We start from the raw sequence: 19,942 nt of genomic DNA, 5'->3' as shown, positions 1-19,942 counted from the left end.
TGAGCAATGCGTAAGGAATGGCTTTGGGTCGGCATCGCAGGTGTGCTGTTATCAGCATGTACCAGTCAACCACCGGCTCCCCAGCAACAAGTACAGCAAACATACAATGGCCCGGTTGAAGAAATCGGCGGTGCTGAACCGCGCTATGAGCCTTTTAATCCTAACTTTAATCAGGATTATAAAGCGAATGGCCAGTCATACACCATCGTCAAGGATCCACAAAACTTCTCCCAGATTGGCCTGGCTGCCTGGTATGGTGAAGAAGCTAATGGCAACTCTACCGCGACGGGCGAAATCTTTGACCCCAACGCCTTGACTGCGGCCCACCCGACGCTGCCAATTCCAAGCTATGTGCGGGTGACTAACGTCAGCAATGGCCGTCAAATTGTAGTTCGAGTGAATGACCGAGGGCCCTATACTCCGGGCCGAGTAATTGATTTATCCAAAGCTGCGGCTGATCGCTTGAATATCTCGAATAATACCAAGGTGAAAATTGATTTTATCAATGTCGCCCCAGATGGTTCATTGTCAGGCCCCGGCATGGTCGGCACGACTATCGCCAAACAAAGCTACGCCCTACCGAGCCGCCCGGACTTGACCTCCAGCGGTATGGGAACACCAATGCAGCAAGATGCTCCGGCAGCGAGTGCGCCAGTGCGCCCTATCGACAACAGTAATTTGTCTGGTGCTGATGCCGCCCAACCGGTAGCACCACAAAGCAGTGGTTTTTTGCGAGCATCAACCGCAGTGCCGGCAGGCGTACTGGAAAGTTCTGAACCCGTTGTTAGCTCAGCTTCAACCATGGGTTCTGAACCCGTTAGACCACCGGTTGTTGCCAACCCAGGCCCCGTCACATCGACCTCAACCACAGCTGGCGCCGCAACATCGGGCAGTTATGGTTATGTAGTTCAAGTTGGTGCTTTGAGTGATGCGCAGCGCGCACAAACCTGGCAGCAAAGTTTGAGCCAACGTTTTGGTGTGCCGGGCAAAGTCGCTACCAATGGCAGTGTACACCGTGTTCAACTGGGGCCATTTAGCAGCCGAGAACAAGCGGTAGCACTGCAACAGCGCCTGTCGAGCGAAGCTCAGCAGCAATCATTTGTGGTCGCGGCACCTTAATTTGCATCAAAGGTAGGGACATACCTTGTAGCAATTTAAGGTCAGTCTGACAAAAATAACCGTAACTCTCTGTACAAACAGAGTGTTACGGTTGAAAGCATCACAGTAACCGCGCGGATAAATTCGCCGGTAGAAATATATAAACGCCACATGGGTAGATACCCAAAATCATCAGTTTTGTCGGGAGGGGTGCCCCCTAACCTGCGATGCCAATGACAAGGGTATGTTATAATGTGGCATGTTCTTAACTTACTTCCACGGATGTTGTTGTCCTGATCATGAAATATGTAACTACTTCTCGCATTATCAAGAGCCTGGCGCTCGGCACTGTTATTGTTATGAGCGCAGCCTCTGCTGCAAACGCTGATGACGTCAATCTGAAAACCATGATCCCCGGCGTGCCACAAATCGACGCGGAAGCCTATGTTCTGATTGATTACAACTCCGGTAAAGTATTGGCAGAAATGAATGCGGATACGCGGCGTAACCCCGCCAGCCTGACTAAAATGATGACCAGCTATGTTATTGGGCAGGCTATCAAAGCAGGTAAAATCGGGCCGGAAGATATGGTTACCGTGGGTAAAGATGCTTGGGCAACCGGCAACCCGGAGTTCAGGGGTTCATCCTTGATGTTCCTGAAACCCGGCGACCGGGTGCCAGTGTCTAAACTGACCCGTGGTATCAACCTGCAATCGGGTAACGATGCTTGTGTTGCTATGGCCGATTACGTCGCAGGCAGCCAAGATTCATTCGTTAACCTGATGAATAACTACGTTAATGCTTTGGGCTTGAAAAACACCCATTTCAAAACAGTTCACGGCTTAGATGCTGATGGGCAGTTCAGTTCGGCACGGGATATGGCTCTGATTGGTCAAGCCCTTATCCGTGATGTGCCAGATGAATACGCAATTTATAAAGAAAAAGAGTTTACATTCAATAATATCCGCCAGACGAACCGCAATGGTTTACTGTGGGATACCAGTCTGAATGTCGATGGCATCAAAACCGGTCATACCGATGCTGCTGGCTATAATCTGGTTGCTTCAGCAACTGATGGGCAGATGCGTTTGATTTCAACGGTGCTCGGCGGCCACACCTATAAAGGGCGTGAAACCGAAAGCAAAAAACTGCTGACATGGGGTTTCCGTTTCTTTGAAACTGTCGCACCGCTGAAAGTGGGTAAAGAATTTGCTTCAGAACCTGTCTGGTTCGGTGATAGTGACCGTGTTCAGCTAGGGGTTGATAAAGACGTTTACCTGACAATTCCACGTGGCCGAATGAAAGACTTGAAAGCCAGCTACACCCTGAACACACCTGAAATTCATGCCCCATTGGCGAAAAATCAGGTAGTCGGGATGATTAACTTCCAATTGGATGGCAAAACTATCGACCAACGCCCACTAGTGGTGATGAACGAAGTAAAAGAAGGCGGTATCTTTGGCCGCATGGTGGACTACATCAAGTTGATGTTCCACCGCTGGTTCGGTTAATGTCCTGACTTGAAAATCAGCAAACCGACCCCATATTAAAAATAATGTGAAACTCCCGCACTGCGGGAGTTATAATTTGAGAGTCGGATATACTTCATACTGATTCTTCCGGCGACAACCCAGGAGCGAACATGAAAACTAAACTGAACGAACTGCTTGAGTTCCCTTGCTCTTTTACCTACAAGGTAATGGGCATTGCTGAACCTCAACTAGTTAACCAGGTGGTTGAAGTGGTACAGCGCCATGCTCCGGGTGATTATACCCCGCAAGTAAAACCGAGCAGCAAAGGCAATTATCACTCTGTTTCCATCACGATTACAGCAACCCATATTGATCAGGTTGAAACACTGTATGAAGAGTTGGGTAATTTAGAACTGGTGCGGATGGTGCTGTAATTCAGCTCATTTTACTTTAGGTTTTTTATTAAATAGCCCATAGGTAAAACATCCCATTGATTCAAAACCGCCCCATAATGGCCTGGACAGATTATTCTCTCCGGGCCTTATTTTTGTCTTTCACCCCACAATCCTGTGCCATTAAGCTTATTTTAAAAAGCCAAATCTATTTTTAAAATATCAAAATACTAGCCCCATACTGCTGGACTGGTATACTGACGCCAACCTTTCTGTAACCAGAAGATGCCTCGCTTGCAACAACATAAGTTAATTTTACGCCAGCTCGGGTTACAACCCTATGTCCCTGTATCTCAAGCCATGCATAATTTCACTGAGTTTCGCACTGAGTCCAGTGCAGATGAAATCTGGCTGGTTGAACATCAGCACGTTTTTACTCAGGGTCAGGCGGGGAAAGCCGAACATGTTCTCATGCCCGGTAACATACCGGTTATTCAAAGTGATCGCGGGGGTCAGGTCACCTACCACGGCCCAGGTCAGCAAGTTATGTATGTCATGATTGACCTCAAACGTGCCAAAGTAGGTGTGCGCCAATTAGTCACCGCGATTGAGAATACCGTGATACAAACACTGGCCCATTTTGATATTGAGTCACAAGCTCGCCCGGATGCACCGGGGGTATATGTCGGCCAACAGAAGATATGTTCGTTAGGATTACGCATTCGTCGGGGTTGTTCGTTTCATGGTCTGGCATTAAACATTAATATGGATCTTGAGCCCTTTCAGCGGATTAATCCTTGTGGATATGCCGGCATGCAAATGACCCAAGTCAGTGCGCTAACTGCCGGAGTCACTGTTGCGGATATCCAACCGGTATTAGTGCACGAATTCACCCGTCAGTTAGGTTATCCCGAGGTAGAATCACAGCCTTGGTCACTGGCTGATTATGTCTCATCTGACCGAGTGTAAATTACCCAACTTAAGCCACTAATAATGCACCACTTTCAGTATACACAAAATAATTAGGGCTGAATGGGGTGGGCTAAAGATGATATAATTTTTAAACAATTTTCAAATATTTTTTAACGAACGCCACATCCCGTTGAATTTAATGAAAAATCTCAAATTGAGAGATTCAGAACTGGAACCAGCAAGATTATGAGCAAACCGATTCAGATGGAACGCGGCGTCAAATACCGCGACGCAGATAAAATGGCGTTAATCCCGATTAAAACCGTGGTTACTGAACGCCAGGAGCTACTACGTAAACCCGAATGGATGAAAATCAAGCTCCCCGCTGACTCCAGCCGTATTCAGGGTATTAAAGCAGCAATGCGTAAAAACGGTCTGCACTCGGTTTGCGAAGAGGCATCTTGCCCTAACCTGTCGGAGTGCTTTAACCACGGTACCGCGACCTTTATGATCCTCGGCGCAATTTGTACTCGCCGTTGCCCATTCTGCGACGTGGCCCATGGCCGCCCGGTAACACCGGATGCCAATGAACCAGAGAAACTGGCTCAGACCATTAAAGATATGGGGCTGCGCTACGTGGTTATCACCTCTGTTGACCGTGATGACCTGCGCGATGGCGGTGCCCAGCACTTTGCAGATTGCATCGCGGCTATTCGTGCCAAAAATCCAACGATTAAGATTGAAACACTGGTGCCCGATTTCCGTGGCCGTATGGATCGCGCGTTAGATATCTTGACTGTAACGCCACCAGATGTGTTTAACCACAATCTGGAAAACGTTCCTCGGGTATATCGCCAGGTTCGTCCAGGGGCTAACTATGAATGGTCGCTGAAATTATTAGAGCGCTTTAAAGAAGCTCACCCAGAGATCCCAACTAAATCTGGTTTAATGGTCGGTTTGGGTGAGACAAATGCCGAAATCGTAGAAGTAATGCGCGATTTACGCCGTCACGGAGTCACTATGTTGACGCTAGGGCAATATTTGCAGCCTAGCCGCCACCATTTACCGGTACAGCGTTATGTCAGCCCGGCGGAGTTTGACGAGATGAAAGCAGAAGCCATGGCGATGGGCTTTACCCATGCAGCTTGCGGCCCGTTTGTGCGCTCCTCTTATCATGCTGATCTGCAAGCAAAAGGGTTAGAAGTAAAATAAAGAAGCTAAGCCTGGACGGGTGTTCAGGCCGAACCGGCTGAAATAATTTATTACATTTCAACCCACAGCAGACAAAAATGGATCTTCATTGAAGATCCATTTTTTTATCAGTCTTTATGCTCGATAGGCGGTATCGCTTTAGATTCAGCGGTGGTACTCGCTGGGGGCACATCATCATTACCCATAGCTTTTTTGAAACCTTTCAGCGCAGCGCCTAAATCTGCACCTAACGTGCGTAATTTGCTGGTACCGAACAACAACACAATCAATATGCCGACAACCAGTAATTTGGTAATACTGATACCTTCCATACTCACCTTCTTGGTTAGCACTGTTTATTAAATAATGCGCTATTTACGAATAAATTATCGAATAAAACAACAGTAATATGTAACAGATTTAGTTAGTGAACTATGATTTACTTAAGAGACTGCCTTGACTTAGTTTTGAGTCACTCCGGATGAGACATTGCCGTTAACATCCCCCCAAATCATAAAAATGAGGGAGTCGCCAATTGCCTTATTCAATTAGGATAAATACCCGCCGAGCTGGATTAAGTTTTGCTAAAAGGACGTATTTACCGCGAATATTTGGCTTAGGTATTGGTGTTTTGTGTGTTGGCTCCGTGCTCTACGCACAGAATGCTGAGATATGGCTATGGTTGATGCTGGTCATCAATGGGCTAGCTTGGCCACATATAGCCTATCTTCTCGCTCTACGTTCTGAACAGCCCTTTGATCAAGAAATAACAAATATGAAAATAGACTCAGCACTGGGTGGTGTTTGGGTCGCAATAATGTCATTTAATGCCCTGCCCTCCGTCGTTATTCTCTCCATGATGAGCATGAACAATATTGCATCTGGTGGAAAAACCGTTTTTTATAAAGGCCTGGCATTACAAATCGCCTGTAGTTTACTGACCGCATGGATATTTAATTTACCCTTTAAACCCGAAACCTCATCGCTCCAAGTCTATGCCTGCCTCCCCATGATAGTCATCTATCCTTCCCTGCTCGGATTAGTCACCTATAGGACTGCCAGACGTCTGGCCGAAAACAAAGAAGAGCTATTACGTATTAGCGTAAGAGATGGATTAACCGGATTGTATAACCGCAGGCATTGGGAGCATCAATTACATAATCAATTTGATAGTTGTCGGCGCTATCAGCACGGAGCCACACTGATTCTACTCGATATTGATAACTTCAAATCTATTAATGATACCTTTGGCCATGCGGTGGGCGATGAGGCCATTACGGTGCTTGCCGAAGAATTATTGCTGGGGTTACGTGCTATTGATATTGTGGGCCGTTATGGCGGCGATGAGTTTGGTGCTATTTTACCCAACACAACAGCTGAACAAACACGTGAAGTATTAGTCAGAATCCAGGAAAAACTGGCCGGTTTAGTGTTTACCCAAGCCCCCCTCCTGCAACTCAGAGTTAGCGCAGGTATTGCCGACTACCGGCACGACATGATTAACTATCAACAGTGGTTAAAAGCCGCAGACTCAGCACTCTATTTGGCAAAAGATAATGGCCGTAATCGTATTGAATTAGCGAGTTAAATATTAAATAGTTTCAATATGCAGAGAAACGGCAACCAGGTACTCGCATCGCGGGTAACCATAAGAAAGGTATTTATGTTTAATACATTGTTTGCAGTATTTATTGGGGGAGGAATGGGTAGCGTGGCTCGCTGGCTACTCAGTATAAAACTAAACCCCCTTTCAAGTAATATTCCGATAGGAACACTTATTGTAAACCTGACGGGTGCTTTTATTATCGGTCTAACCTTAGCACTATTTACCCGTATTACGCATATTGATCCTGTTTGGAAATTACTGATAACTACCGGGTTCTGTGGCGGTTTGACCACATTTTCGACTTTCTCAGTTGAGGTCGTCTATTTAATTCAGGATGGGAAATTGGCATGGGCTGCTGGAACTGTCCTAATTAATCTGGCGGGGTCACTCGCGATGACGATGCTAGCTTTTGTGTTGGTCAATTATTTTGCCACACACTGATTGCTACACACTGATTGCCGCGCCTTAATGTTTTCTTAATCTTCGCGACGGATAATTATTTAGCAGAGAACAGTGAACCATTGGGGTGACTGATGCACGAAAAAGGCTCGATGTTTAGTTTACCTAAGACCCGAATCGAGTGGCTGACAGTGTTTTTTTGCCTGCTTATCACTCTCACTTTCTTAAAAACATATCTCTTTTAGCCCACATTCTTTCTGGCGCTAATTCAATGCTAGCAATAAAAAACCCGCCCATTAGGCGGGTTTTAAGAAATATGGGCTACTTAGATAGCGATAACATTAGCAGCAGATGGCCCTTTGGCACCGCTCGTGATTTCAAACTCTACACGCTGGCCTTCAGCAAGCGTTTTGAAACCATTGCTAGCGATGGCTGAGAAATGAACGAAAACGTCCTTACTGCCATCTTCAGGGGTGATGAAACCAAAGCCTTTAGCTTCATTGAACCACTTAACGCTACCTTTAATCTTAGACATCAAACTTACCTTTACGTGAATGTTGGACACAAAATGTGTGTCAGATACAGTACAGCAATAGAACCGTTTTTTGTCCACGGCAGAGATCACAAAAAATAGAGAAAAAGTGAAAAACCCACCTTTACCGCTCAATTTATAGCACATAAACCCATGTTTTCTCGTTTTACCCCCCAGCGATACTGTGGCGAAAAAACGTCACAAAACCGCCAGACTGTATCTGCAAGCGATTCCCCTGTATTATACTTATCTATTGGATACGCAAATATGAGATGCATGATGAACGGTAGAATAACAACTTTTTTTGAAGATAAAGGCTTTGGTTTTATCACCGATGAGAACGGAGATAACCGTTATTTTCACGTTATTAAAGTTGCTAATCCCGAGATGATCAAAAAAGGTGCGGAAGTTACCTTCGAACCAACAACCAATACTAAAGGGTTATCAGCTTTTGCGGTGAAAGTGGCAATTGAGAGCAAGTATATATTCATTGCCAATGAGAGAATCAAACTCACTAGCATCAAATCATTTAATACCTTTACTAAAGAAGTTCCTGCACAGGCTGAAGTTGATAAAGCCAATACGGTACTCTCAGTAAATTTACTGATGAATAAAATCCGACCACAGGAAGAAGATATTTCAGAGAAAACTGTGCCATTGAGAATGTTGTCAATTACCACATTCCAAAATGTCACTTACACATTTTCTGATCATGAAGTTGATATCGACAGCACATTAGCGAAGCTAAAAAGCATTTAATACTAATTCTGTTGTTACTGAAGCTATTTGATATCGCTGCCAATAAACAGCCCCAGATAAACTTGGGGCTGTCCGGGCCTCTTCCCCGCAGTGTTGATTGCTAGCATCCCTGCCCGCTAGCACAAAAAATCCCTTTGATATTCTCTGGTGTAGACGAAAAAAGTAACCAAAAAATCCAGTTCATTTTTTATATTAACTATCTGAACATAAACATTTTAATTAACTCAACATCCGTTCTGGCACCCAATTTTTTCATAGCTGAGCGTTTTTGCCCACTCACTGTCTTTTCACTTTTTTTCAAAATTTTGGCAATATCACCGCCCGAAAAACCTTCATTAAATAACTTCAGCACAATATTTTCATTTGGCGTTAAATACTGCCGCTCAGATGATTCCTGGCTCAATATCTTAGCGGCTTTACACTCGGCTAAATTATCTTTAAGCCCACGGAGCTTGCGTTTAAGCACCGAAGTAATCTTGTTCGTGGCGGTATCGACAGAATCTTCTCTGAAAATCATGGTCACATTACTGAATCGAGGTATGCCCTGTAAAAAGCTATTTAGTCTGGCATCGCAAATCAAGAAAACATCGGCTTCTGGAGGTGTTTTATCAAGACGTTTTAGCGCGTCAAAGAAACTGAACTCATCGACTCCAATAAAAATGACATTGGCAGAATAAAAAGCTTTCCGATAGAATTTAATCTCTTTGTTAACCCCTAAGGATCTGAATATCTTTTTTACGATAGCTACCATACCTAATGTTTGATATTTATCGTTATCAACTATCATACAACTTATCATATTGGCCACACCCGTTAGTGCTTTAGCACCCTATGAATTGTTCACTCATATCTCTTTATGATAAAAAAAGTATTAATAATTATAAAGATAGCGGAGCTCCCACCCTACATTTAAGTAGACCACAGGGAAAGAGTGAGATAAATAGGAAGCCATTACCAAAAAGTGTAGGAATCGTCCTTTTATTTACAAGATATTTCCTGATACTTTATTCATCGTTAAATGTACCGAACGTGACAGTATTGAGATTGTATGTAAAAATATATAATAATTAGTAACCTAATAGGAAAGTTCAGATGCTCTCCCAAAGCCATATAACACTGCGTGTCTTATCTAACCTTTTCCTAAGTCAGACAACTCTATGAGAAATGTCGGTTTACATGCCCTCAAAACATTAAGTTGTTTTTCTGCCGTTACTTTTTACTCTGCCAGTAAAACCTGTACTGAACAGTGTTTTTTAGGTGGTGAAGTAATGAGTGTTTTGTATTTTTTATCCATTATCGCCACCCCATTATTCTTTATGATCATTGGCTACATAGACTCAAATGATGAAATAGATCAAAAAGATATCTTAAGAAAACTAAAATCAATAATAAGTATTATTATCTTCTGGAACGTACTCTTCTACTTTATCAATGAAGATGGCTTCAAGCGGGGATACTTCCTGCAAAGTTGGCTTTTATTCAGCATTGCCATTATCTACCTAATTAACCCTATAATATCTAAGGTGTTAAAAAATAACAGAACAACACTGATAACACTCTCATGTTTGGTCATATTCTCCATTTCTATCGACCTCTTCAGTGCATTCAGTGAAAGGCCATATCTAATTGATTTCCCTCAATACTTTAGACTATGGACTTGGATTTTCTATTATATGGCCGGTAGATTCCTCTACTCAAAGGTTTGTCAAAAAATAACAAAAATACCGAGAGTCCGTTTAGTAGCCAAAATACTTCTTCTCCCAACAGCAATTTCCATGTATTACTACGAAAGTTTTATGTCGATTTATGTGTATAAAACAGTGAATGCTAGCTATTTTCTAGATAACTTGCATGTTTTAATACTGAGTTTATGTTTATTTGTGATATTTGATAATTTTGACACTAAACATGAATGGATAAAAAAATTATTAGCCTATATCAGCCCATCGATGATCGGGGTTTATATCCTACATGATGGAATTTTCTACTTTATTTCCAGCGCATATAACTTATCAGATGTTACTCTGAGGTTTACGCTACTGTTATCAGTATTCGCGGCTTCCGTCTTGTTATCTCGAATCCTATTACTGAATAAGTATACTTCGCGCTTTATTTCGTTTTGATAGATAGGCTTCTGAACACATACAGATGTATAAAAGTAATTTAAATTATTCAATAACTTGAGCAAACTGGTCAAGTTATGCTAACAATCCATAATCCTATATATTGAAAGGGGTTAGGAATAATTTGTATTATTGAATCTGAATCAGAGTCAGCCTGTTACCAAACACCGCACCGGTGTCGATATAAAGCTGATTCTTAAATAACGACGGTCTTACCAATGGCGTATGACCGAAAATACATTTATCTGCTCCGGTAATCTCCTGGCTTTCGCCCTTCATGGCCGCATTCAGACGTTTGCGATTCCATAAGACTAATTGCTGATTAACTGTTTTTCCGTATACATATTCATCAGATGGGTAATCGGCATGAGCGATAACATATTTCCCGTTATCAGTATTGACCTCAATGACCAACGGCAGCTTTTCCGCTAGCTTAATTAACTGTTCAACCTGACGTTTTTTGCATTCATCTAGTGAGAAAAACCACCGTCCACCGTTGGCTATCCACGTATCAAACTCCCCTCCAGCCAGCACATCAATGGCCATTTGTTCATGATTGCCACGAACAGCATGAAACCAATATGCATTCAGCAGCTCATAGCATTCAATATTCTGTGAACCTCGATCAGCAAGATCTCCCACAGAAACAACGAGATCAGTAGAACGCTCAAATTGCACACGAATTAAAACATCCATCAGCTTTTTATAGCAGCCATGAAGATCACCAACAACAAAGATTCGTCGGTATTCGTTTCCATTAATTTTATGATACATATAGGCCCCACCTTCAGTGAATTGCCTATTTTAATCTTAGCTGATTTGAACGTTTTATGAGCAACAAAGGCAGTCGGTCAGTAAAAATAAGAGGCATATTGTGACCAGTTGCACATGTGCATTTTTATTATGTGATCCACATAAGTCATGCCTGTACTCCGATGCGGGTATTTGGTCAAATAACATTTCGAGTCGGTGTCTTAGCTGACTCTAATTCAATATGACATAGTCATGAGGGAATAAGATGTCTATCTCCGCACGAAATCAATTAGCTGGAACAGTACATTCCATTGTTGAAGGCTCGGTCAATGATGAGGTAGTCCTATCTTTAAACGGTGGCGAAAAGCTCACCACTGTTATTACCAAAACTAGCTGCAAAGCATTGGGGCTGGCAGTCGGTAAACCCGCAATCGCGTTGATAAAAGCGCCTTGGGTTATTTTAGCCTCATTGGATTGTGGTTTGAATTTCTCTGCTCGTAACCAATTTATCGGTAAAGTAGATGCCATCACAGAAGGTGCAATAAACTCTACAGTTCAAGTAGTTACTAAAAATGGGCTGGCACTTATCTCTGTGATTACCAATGAAAGTCTGGAAGAAATGGCTTTATCGATAGGGAGTGAAGTCACTGCGTTATTTAAAGCATCAAGTGTGATTATTGCAACCCAAAAGCCCTGAAGATAATTGTTTTAATTTTGTATTTTCACATGGAAATACATCAAGATAGAGTAAGCCGCTCTTCGGCGGCTTACTTAATTAATAATGTTGATACGCTAACCACCAAATTATAATGGCCGATAGATATCTCTATAATGAGCTAATCTATCCCGGAAGAAATTGCATTCATCCGGCGACAGTTTGGCTTCAATTTGATCAACATTAATTTTCTTTTTTTGGTTTTCCATAAAAGCAACCGTGGATGCCACAAAGTCCAGGCTGGTATGGCAATAGACTGAAACAAGCTTCTCAAGTGCTGACATGTTAACCTCCTCATGCGGCTTAGCACGATAAAAACAATAACACAAGTTATTATCTTAAAGTAGCGACAAAAATCAACTTGTACAGGATTAATTACTGCAGGAAAACCCAAATTTAAGTCTGTTGTTGATTTCATTAGAGTTAGATCTTCACAGATATTTTGTTACTGACGGTGTTTTTTAGCTGACTTTCCGTTATCTTCTTTAGCAACCAATCAAACATTAACCATACATCCCTAATAGATTTCATGTTTCAGGCCAGTGATAACCCTGTACATTGGAAAAGATAGCGATATAACGAGAACGGACAAAATGAGAAAAATAACAATAGTTATGATAGCTATAGCGCTGGCGGTATTTGCTTACAATCACTTTACCGGAGCTTAAGGGTAGCTAAATTTATGCTAAAAGTTATTGCTCAAGATTTTATAAAACCGGAGCATGTCAGTGATGTTATGCCACTTTATAAAGAGTTAGTGGCGCAAACAAAACTTGAACCGCTTTGTATTTCCTATGATTTATTTATCGACCATAAAGATCCTGGCCACTTTATTTTTATTGAGGAGTGGCCAGACCAAGCTGCTTTGGATACCCACTGCGCGACAACGCACTTCAGACAATTAGTACCGCAAATAAACCAATACCAGCGTAAGGAATGCACTTTTATTATGATGCATTCCTTTGAATAGCTGCTTGGGCAGCACGTCACTCAACGGGTTGCTCTTCTTCATGATATTGATTTTTCCACATGGCTGAATATCTGCCATTGCTCAATAATAATGTCTCATGACGGCCACGTTCAACAATCTCACCTGCTTCCATCACGAGAATTTCATCAGCATCAATGATGGTGGATAAACGATGAGCAATTACCAATGTGGTATGGTCGCGGCTGACTTCCCGCAGGTGTGCTTGAATTTCACGTTCAGTATGTGTATCCAATGCACTGGTAGCCTCATCAAAAACTAAAATGGCTGGGTTCTTCAAAATAGTACGTGCAATTGCTACCCGCTGTTTCTCGCCACCGGATAACTTAAGCCCTCGCTCCCCTACCCTGGTGTCATAGCCGTCGGGCAAGCTCATGATAAAATCATGAATATGTGCAAGCTTTGCGGCGCGCTCTATCTCGGAAAAACTGGAAGAAGTTCTACCATAGGCAATGTTATAACGCAGCGTATCGTTAAATAGCACGGTATCTTGCGGCACAATACCAATAGCTGCGCGCAGACTCGACTGAGTTACATTGCGGATATCCTGACCATCAATATAAATCGCGCCACCGGTCACATCGTAAAAACGAAACAGTAGACGAGCAAGTGTCGATTTACCGGCACCCGAGGCACCGACTACCGCCACAGTTTTACCCGCAGGAATAGTAAAGCTCACTTTATTTAAAATAGGCCTACGCGGATCATAACCAAAACTGACTGAATCAAAATGTACTTCACCTTGAGTGAGATGTAATGATGGAGCATCAGGACAATCTGTAATTTCTTTCTTAACCATCAATAAGTCGAGCATGTTCTCCATATCAATTAATGCCTGCCGGATCTCTGAATAAATAAACCCAAAGAAATTGAGCGGCTGATACAACTGGAGAAGATAGGCGTTTACCAACACAAAATCACCGATGGTCATATGACCTTGCGTGATCCCTTTCGCCGCCATAGCCATCATAACAACCAGCCCAACAGAGATAATTGCTGTTTGCCCCAGACTTAGTGCAGTAAAACTGAATTGATTTTTTATCGCTGCATATTCATAGAGTTGCCGAGAGGTATTGAAGCGCTGTGCTTCAAACTCCTCATTACCAAAATACTTTACCGTTTCATAATTTATCAAGCTGTCGATAGATTTGGTATTGGCATCCGCATTGGCTTGATTTAGCGCTCGCCGAAAACGGATTCGCCAACTCACAGCTATTACGGTAAACAGGATATAACATGCCACTGTCACCAGAATGGCTAGTGCAAACCAGCCATCTAACAAGTGCCACATAATTAAAGAGACTAAAGTTATCTCAAATAAAATGGGGAAGATCGAAAACAGCAAACGCGAAAGAACTGTAGCTACCGCTTGTGTTCCACGCTCAATAGATAAAGATAATCCGCCCGTTTGTCGGTCTAAATGAAAACGCAAACTAAGCTCATGCAATTGTTTAAATACGCGCAAGCCGAGCAACCGAGTTGCATTTTGGCTGATATGTATAAACATGACGTTGCGCAGCTCTTCAAATAAAGAGGCGCTAATTCTCGCTACCCCATAAGCAACAATAAATCCGATTGGAATCGCCATCATCTTGGCGCTATCGCTGCTTAATGTGTCAACCATAGCCTTATAGGCGAGCGGGACAAATGTTGTACTGACCTTAGATGCCACCATAAATATGACGGCAGCAATCAAGTAATAACGTAGTTTTAGGTTATTTTTAGGCCACAGGTAAGGCAGGAGAAATTTCAATAAGCGGGAGCGATCCATATTTAGGTACTTGTCATCTCAGGTGAAATAGCTGTCATTGTTTTTTTACATTCTGCCACGTATCAGTGTAATGGCCTAATCAGGCGGGCGATTTCAGATCTTTTACTAATAGCGAATATTGTTCATATTTTTTGACCAAGATCAGCAATTCTCTTCGATATTCAAATTATGTGATCGGAGTAACATTTCTCTTATCGAAAGCAACCTGCTTTCACATAAACAAACAACAGAGAATTTATTATGAAAACCACCATCGCAGCACTCGCACTGATCGCAGCAATCTTAGCTCCAACAGTTTCAATGGCAAATATCGGTGACCATGACAGCTATCAAGGTACCTATTCTATCAGCCAAGGCCAAAACACCAACACAGCAGGACAGACTGCAAAAAACTAATAAACTAACAGCGCCACTTATATTGAGTGTGGCAGTTAAGAACAAGTTACATTAACACCCGTTACCCCCCTATTTGGGGGTTTCTTAATTTCTGGTTATATTCTGCCATCCTCTGCCAACAACCACAGTAAAATGCTGAGCTACGTGCTACTGGCATTAGTGTTACTTAATATCCTAAGCCCATAATGGCTGTCACCGACCGGCAATACTTATCAGAATACAAGCGGCCGGTTACTCTCACCCAGTACTGGGATACCAGATAAGAGCGAGACAATCGAACCTAAATGCTGAACTGGATCAGTTGTCAGCGCGGCTTTATTATCGAATCAATATAAATACTGAGCTTGCAGGAAAGCGGTTTTGTCGAATGAAGAAAACAGCGCGCTTATTCGGTTATAACATTGCCGTTTTCACTAGATATTGACAGTATTAATTACCACCCTCTGTATTACCCCACTTATTGTGATCAAATAGACGTGCCACCCACTCAAGAATAGTCTCAATAAATAATAAGACTATTCTTGCTAATAATTAACACTGTTTATTTTTTTGCCGACCAATATCTCAAAAACAGCTCTCGCCCTATTATACCCCATAGAGTAACTGTGCTATTTTTATCAGGATAAAACACAAATATGCATTATTACCTTTAGGCATATCCCCCTTAATACTTAGTAAACCAAGTGCTTGTGTATTTATCCCCAATGTAACTCACTACTGATAAACATAATTTTAAAACCGTTCCAAGGACGGTATATCTTTTTTGGCAATGAGCGATATTACATCATTTCATTACGTTTAATATTCTTGAGGTTTTATGGACAAAACATTATTGGCCGGTGCTATCAGTCTATCTTTATTCACTTTACCTGCTCAGGTATTGGCTTATACACCGAATGTTGTGGGAATAACCGTCGACAATGAAGTTATCACGAGTGGCAACCAGACAGTGCGTGACGGTGGGGTGATTAATAATGGGCGGGTTTATGGCCGTGATATTAATGGAGTAATGTCAAGATCCAGGATTACTGTCAATAAGCTCATCAGTGCTGGCACAGCCAATAACACGACCGTTGATTATGCTGGCTGGATGCAGGTTGAGGGGGCTTTGGCGACCGACACTGTTGTTAATCAGGGCGGGTTGCTTGAGGTTAAAATGGCGGGCACCGTGATAAATAGCCAGATTAATGCGGGCGGACATATGAGTCTGGGACTCAATAGCCAGTCTAAAGGCTACCTCAATATCGCGGCGGGGGCGGAACTTTTTATTACCAATAATGATTTATATACCACCGACGTGACCACCCATAACCCGGTACAGCCTGCCAATGTGATGATTGAAAACCTCAATGTGGCGGGCCTGGTCGAAATTGGCCCTTCATGGATAGGAATATCTAATTCCATGATCCCGGCCCCTGAAACCATGGGGCCAGTACTGGTTACCCGAATCAATAATGTAACTCTGCAAGGGGGGGATATTAATTTGATGTCCTATTCTTCCGCTGGGCAATTTAACCGGCTGGAGATAGAAAATCTGTCTGGTCAGGGTAATTTTGGCATGACAACCCAGCTTGCCAGCAATGCCGGGGATTTTATTAATGTCTCTCAGCAGGCTAGCGGCCGCTTTGGTATTACAGTCAAGGACAGCGGTAAAGAACCGCAATCTGCCAGCAGCCTGGCATTAGTGCATGTGAATAGTGGTAATGCCCAATTCAGTTTACTGAATGCTGGCGGCGTGGTGGATTTAGGTGTCTACCAATACAGATTATACAGCGAAGAAACCAATGGTAGCACTGATTGGTATTTGGCCAACAATGTCGCTGACCTCCCCGGAATAACACAAGATATAGCCGCTCCAGTACTCAGTTCTGCCGCACAAGGGGTGCTGAATATGGCGGCGGCACCACGGCATATTCTGAACGTGGAATTAAGTACATTGCGCCAACGTCAAGGGGAATTAAAAACAGATATTGATGGCAGCGTCGGTGTTTGGGCTCGTTATCTTACCGATGATAGCCGGTTGTCTGACCATATAAATACCGCTTTCAAGAATACCTTAAGTGGTATGGAAATTGGGGCAGATAAGCAACTGGGATTGAGCCGGGGTAATGTACTGGTTGGGGCATTTACGGGCTACAGTTCATCTGATGTCAAAGCCACTCACCGCGCCGAGACAAAGGGTGATATTCGCAGTTACAGCGGCGGTCTGTATCTGACCTATCTGGATAAAAGTGGCTTTTATATTGATAGCGTATTGAAAGCTAACCGTTTTAATAATGAGTTAAGTGTTCAAAACGCACAGACGGAATACAGCCAGAATGCGCTTACCGCTTCGGTCGAAAGTGGTTACCAGCTGCCTGTTTATTCTAATCTGGCACTGGAACCCTATGGCAAAGTGAGTTATTCACGTATTGGTAGCGTAAATTATACTCTCAGTAATGGTATGACCGCCGATGTAGCGAAAGCGGACAGTGCGCAAGCTGAGTTAGGTACAATATTGGCGGCCTCTTATACCCTGAATCAAATAGCAGTTAAACCTTATATTAAACTGGCTATTGCCCGTGAGTTTATAAAAAACAATGCTGTAGCAATTAATGGTATTGGCTTCGATAATAACTTTTCCGGTAATGTCGGTAAATATGGTGTGGGTATTGATGCCAGAGTAGCCAGAAACTCCTCCATTTTTGCTGAAGTGGATTATCTCAATGGTTCCAAAATTGAAACACCGATAACAGCTAATATTGGCTTTCGTCTTAAGTTCTAATATTTTCCGCCCCTCCGGTGAGGGGCATATTACTTATGGCAATAATTATCAACATCTTACTTTTATTTAATACTTGGAAAATAATATAAATATAAGATATTTCCCACAACAAACCCCTTCCCGTACGATATTTCATACAAACAAAAGTATTATTCCCATATTTTAATAAGAATTAAAAAACATGTTGAAAATAACCTTACCGCAGGCATAATGCCCAAAATAATTTTATTATAATATTATCTGCCCCTACAGGGCATATAAGGATATGTTCTGTGCTGCGTTCCGGTTATTCTCGATTTATTATAGGTTTATCATTTCCGCTACTGGTTATTTCACCGGTAAGTTATAGCGCGGAAATAATACCGACTCAACAGCAAACTATTCATCAACAGGAACGGCAACGGGCACTGGAAGAACAGCTGGCTCCACCGACACCTGATGTGCGTTTATCTCCACCACCGGCGTCTGTGGGCCGTATCACCTTTCCGGTAGAAACCCCCTGCTTCACTATTAATCAAATAACACTCAGTGGGCATGCGCCATTACCCCATTGGTTACCGCTCCAGCGCATTGCTGACCAGGCTCAGGGCCAGTGTCTGGGCGGTAAAGGGATTAACCTGCTGATGAGCCAATTGCAAAATCGTCTAATTGATCATGGCTATGTCACCACCCGTGTTCTGGCCCCGCAACAAGATTTAAAAAGCGGCACATTAGCCCTGCAAATCGTCCCTGGGAAAATTCGCGATGTAAAGTTGACGCCAGACAGTGACCACCATGTCACGTTGTTCAGCGCCTTCCCCGCCCGCCCCGGTAACCTGTTGGATTTACGTGATATTGAGCAAGGACTGGAGAATTTACAGCGGGTTCCCACGGTACAAGCCAGTATGGAATTGATCCCAGGGGATGCGCCCGGTGAAACCGATATCGCCCTGCGCTGGCAGCAGAGCAAAATGTGGCGGCTGGCGGCCTCTCTCGATGACTCCGGCACCCGCAGCACTGGCCGCTATCAAGGCGGCGCGACCTTATTTCTGGATAATCCGTTATCCCTAAGTGACCTATTTTATGTCTCTGCCGGTGGCTCATTAAAAAGTCGCGGAGAGAAAGGCACCAATAACCTGACTGGCCATTACTCGCTGCCGTTCGGTTATTGGACTCTGGGGCTGACCGCCAGCAGTTATGACTATCACCAAACCATCGCTGGCCTGAATGGCGACTACAGCTATCGTGGAGACAGTGAAAATGTCTCACTGCAACTCAGCCGCCTGTTACACCGCAATGCCAGCCAGAAAACCACCCTCACCTATGATGTGCTGACCCGCTCGTCGAAAAACTATATCAATGATACTGAAGTAGAAGTACAGCGCCGCCGCACCTCAGCCTGGCGCGTTGGGCTGCAACATCGCCATTTTATCTCACAAGCCACACTGGATGCGGGTATCAGTTACCAGCGCGGCACTCGCTGGTTTGGCGCGATGCCCGCACAGGAAGAATATTTTGGCGAGGCCACCGCGCTGAGCAAAATTCTACGGTTGAATGCGCAGCTGGATATTCCTTTTGTCATTCAAAAACAAAACTTCCATTACAACCTGCAATACCAACGTCAGGCCTCCAATACCCCGCTAACGCCACAGGATCAGTTCTCTATTGGTGGCCGCTGGACGGTGCGCGGGTTTGATGGTGAGCGCACCCTCAATGCCGACCGCGGCTGGACAGTGCGCAATGATTTCGGCTGGTATACCCCGCTACCGGGGCATGAACTGTATGTCGGCGTGGATTATGGCGAAGTCGGCGGTCGTAGCGACCCTTATTTACTGGGTCAGCACTTGGCGGGCAGTGTCGTCGGTGTCCGTGGCCAGGTATTCCATACCCAATATGACCTGTTTGCCGGTAAACCCTTGTCGAAACCCGATGGTTTCAAAACTGACTCGGTGACCGTCGGCTTTAACCTGAACTGGCAATACTAATACTCCCGCCCTATTGCAGCCAAATTACGCCCAAAGTAATTGGAGTTGCGGGTAGGCAGCCAGCAAATTCATCCCGATGAGCTTACTCAAGTAAGTGATTCGGGTGA

General features: G+C 43.6%; 20 protein-coding genes. 14 read left to right on the top strand and 6 right to left on the bottom strand.

The window, feature by feature from the left end; all coding sequences use genetic code 11:
* The first annotated feature begins 6 nt into the window (after window positions 1-6).
* From rlpA to lipA, 5 genes are all read left to right on the top strand, one after another.
* Window positions 7-1,119 (top strand): endolytic peptidoglycan transglycosylase RlpA, encoded by a 1,113-nt coding sequence (rlpA, locus tag YROHD0001_RS02490; protein ID WP_004716308.1) that lies wholly within the window; start codon window positions 7-9, stop codon window positions 1,117-1,119.
* 278 nt (window positions 1,120-1,397) lie between these two features.
* A complete protein-coding gene (dacA, locus tag YROHD0001_RS02495) occupies window positions 1,398-2,609 on the top strand; it encodes a D-alanyl-D-alanine carboxypeptidase DacA (RefSeq protein ID WP_032818008.1) in 1,212 nt (403 codons plus the stop codon).
* 131 nt (window positions 2,610-2,740) lie between these two features.
* Window positions 2,741-3,004, top strand: a complete 264-nt coding sequence (ybeD, locus tag YROHD0001_RS0118605) for a DUF493 family protein YbeD (RefSeq protein ID WP_032818005.1) — start codon at window positions 2,741-2,743, stop codon at window positions 3,002-3,004.
* Window positions 3,005-3,247: 243 nt separating this feature from the next.
* Entirely contained in the window at window positions 3,248-3,931 is a 684-nt protein-coding gene (lipB, locus tag YROHD0001_RS02500) for a lipoyl(octanoyl) transferase LipB (protein WP_004716305.1), read from the top strand.
* 189 nt (window positions 3,932-4,120) lie between these two features.
* Complete coding sequence (gene lipA / locus YROHD0001_RS02505) at window positions 4,121-5,086, top strand: lipoyl synthase (RefSeq protein WP_004716304.1); 966 nt, start codon at window positions 4,121-4,123, stop codon at window positions 5,084-5,086.
* 107 nt (window positions 5,087-5,193) lie between these two features.
* On the opposite strand, the gene tatA is transcribed toward lipA, so the two are convergent.
* Window positions 5,194-5,397, bottom strand: coding sequence for a Sec-independent protein translocase subunit TatA (gene tatA / locus YROHD0001_RS02510; protein WP_004716303.1), 204 nt, complete (start codon window positions 5,395-5,397; stop codon window positions 5,194-5,196).
* A gap of 203 nt (window positions 5,398-5,600) precedes the next feature.
* Between tatA and YROHD0001_RS02515 the strand changes: the two genes are divergently transcribed.
* Both YROHD0001_RS02515 and crcB read left to right on the top strand, forming a co-directional pair.
* Window positions 5,601-6,653: a diguanylate cyclase gene (locus YROHD0001_RS02515; RefSeq protein WP_004716302.1), complete on the top strand. Its 1,053-nt coding sequence runs from the start codon at window positions 5,601-5,603 to the stop codon at window positions 6,651-6,653.
* A gap of 75 nt (window positions 6,654-6,728) precedes the next feature.
* On the top strand, window positions 6,729-7,112 hold the full coding sequence (crcB, locus tag YROHD0001_RS02520; protein WP_004716301.1) for a fluoride efflux transporter CrcB: 384 nt from the start codon (window positions 6,729-6,731) through the stop codon (window positions 7,110-7,112).
* 283 nt (window positions 7,113-7,395) lie between these two features.
* On the opposite strand, the gene cspE is transcribed toward crcB, so the two are convergent.
* On the bottom strand, window positions 7,396-7,605 hold the full coding sequence (cspE, locus tag YROHD0001_RS02525) for a transcription antiterminator/RNA stability regulator CspE (protein WP_004716300.1): 210 nt from the start codon (window positions 7,603-7,605) through the stop codon (window positions 7,396-7,398).
* A 276-nt stretch (window positions 7,606-7,881) separates the two neighbouring features.
* On the opposite strand from cspE, the gene YROHD0001_RS02530 reads away from it, so the two are divergent.
* On the top strand, window positions 7,882-8,361 hold the full coding sequence (locus YROHD0001_RS02530; RefSeq protein WP_032818000.1) for a cold-shock protein: 480 nt from the start codon (window positions 7,882-7,884) through the stop codon (window positions 8,359-8,361).
* Between the two features lie 196 nt (window positions 8,362-8,557).
* Here YROHD0001_RS02530 and YROHD0001_RS02535 read toward each other — a convergent pair whose 3' ends face one another.
* Window positions 8,558-9,148 carry a helix-turn-helix transcriptional regulator gene (locus YROHD0001_RS02535; protein ID WP_004716298.1) on the bottom strand — a complete coding sequence of 197 codons (591 nt, stop codon included), beginning with the start codon at window positions 9,146-9,148 and terminating at the stop codon, window positions 8,558-8,560.
* A 370-nt stretch (window positions 9,149-9,518) separates the two neighbouring features.
* On the opposite strand from YROHD0001_RS02535, the gene YROHD0001_RS02540 reads away from it, so the two are divergent.
* Window positions 9,519-10,484 carry an acyltransferase family protein gene (locus YROHD0001_RS02540; RefSeq protein ID WP_004716297.1) on the top strand — a complete coding sequence of 322 codons (966 nt, stop codon included), beginning with the start codon at window positions 9,519-9,521 and terminating at the stop codon, window positions 10,482-10,484.
* Between the two features lie 129 nt (window positions 10,485-10,613).
* On the opposite strand, the gene YROHD0001_RS02545 is transcribed toward YROHD0001_RS02540, so the two are convergent.
* Window positions 10,614-11,258 (bottom strand): metallophosphoesterase, encoded by a 645-nt coding sequence (locus YROHD0001_RS02545; RefSeq protein ID WP_004716296.1) that lies wholly within the window; start codon window positions 11,256-11,258, stop codon window positions 10,614-10,616.
* 244 nt (window positions 11,259-11,502) lie between these two features.
* Here YROHD0001_RS02545 and YROHD0001_RS02550 point away from each other — a divergent pair, with 244 nt between their 5' ends.
* Complete coding sequence (locus tag YROHD0001_RS02550) at window positions 11,503-11,934, top strand: TOBE domain-containing protein (protein ID WP_004716295.1); 432 nt, start codon at window positions 11,503-11,505, stop codon at window positions 11,932-11,934.
* A 107-nt stretch (window positions 11,935-12,041) separates the two neighbouring features.
* On the opposite strand, the gene YROHD0001_RS02555 is transcribed toward YROHD0001_RS02550, so the two are convergent.
* Window positions 12,042-12,236, bottom strand: a complete 195-nt coding sequence (locus YROHD0001_RS02555; protein WP_004716294.1) for a glycogen synthase — start codon at window positions 12,234-12,236, stop codon at window positions 12,042-12,044.
* A gap of 398 nt (window positions 12,237-12,634) precedes the next feature.
* Between YROHD0001_RS02555 and YROHD0001_RS02560 the strand changes: the two genes are divergently transcribed.
* Window positions 12,635-12,922 carry a putative quinol monooxygenase gene (locus YROHD0001_RS02560; protein WP_004716292.1) on the top strand — a complete coding sequence of 96 codons (288 nt, stop codon included), beginning with the start codon at window positions 12,635-12,637 and terminating at the stop codon, window positions 12,920-12,922.
* 16 nt (window positions 12,923-12,938) lie between these two features.
* Here YROHD0001_RS02560 and YROHD0001_RS02565 read toward each other — a convergent pair whose 3' ends face one another.
* Window positions 12,939-14,711: an ABCB family ABC transporter ATP-binding protein/permease gene (locus YROHD0001_RS02565; protein ID WP_004716291.1), complete on the bottom strand. Its 1,773-nt coding sequence runs from the start codon at window positions 14,709-14,711 to the stop codon at window positions 12,939-12,941.
* A gap of 240 nt (window positions 14,712-14,951) precedes the next feature.
* Between YROHD0001_RS02565 and YROHD0001_RS20595 the strand changes: the two genes are divergently transcribed.
* The 3 genes from YROHD0001_RS20595 to YROHD0001_RS02575 all read left to right on the top strand — a co-directional run bounded on the left by YROHD0001_RS20595 (window position 14,952) and on the right by YROHD0001_RS02575 (window position 19,835).
* Complete coding sequence (locus YROHD0001_RS20595) at window positions 14,952-15,107, top strand: hypothetical protein (RefSeq protein WP_004716290.1); 156 nt, start codon at window positions 14,952-14,954, stop codon at window positions 15,105-15,107.
* A gap of 817 nt (window positions 15,108-15,924) precedes the next feature.
* A complete protein-coding gene (locus YROHD0001_RS02570; protein WP_004716288.1) occupies window positions 15,925-17,871 on the top strand; it encodes an autotransporter outer membrane beta-barrel domain-containing protein in 1,947 nt (648 codons plus the stop codon).
* A 275-nt stretch (window positions 17,872-18,146) separates the two neighbouring features.
* The gene (locus tag YROHD0001_RS02575) at window positions 18,147-19,835 is read left to right on the top strand and encodes a ShlB/FhaC/HecB family hemolysin secretion/activation protein (protein WP_407703709.1); all 1,689 of its coding nucleotides are present in this window, start codon (window positions 18,147-18,149) and stop codon (window positions 19,833-19,835) included.
* The last annotated feature ends 107 nt before the right edge of the window (window positions 19,836-19,942 follow it).

This window comes from Yersinia rohdei ATCC 43380 (assembly GCF_000173775.1).
GTDB lineage: Bacteria > Pseudomonadota > Gammaproteobacteria > Enterobacterales > Enterobacteriaceae > Yersinia > Yersinia rohdei.
The sequence above is the reverse complement of the archived record's forward strand: the minus strand, read 5'-3'. Positions and strand labels throughout refer to the sequence as shown.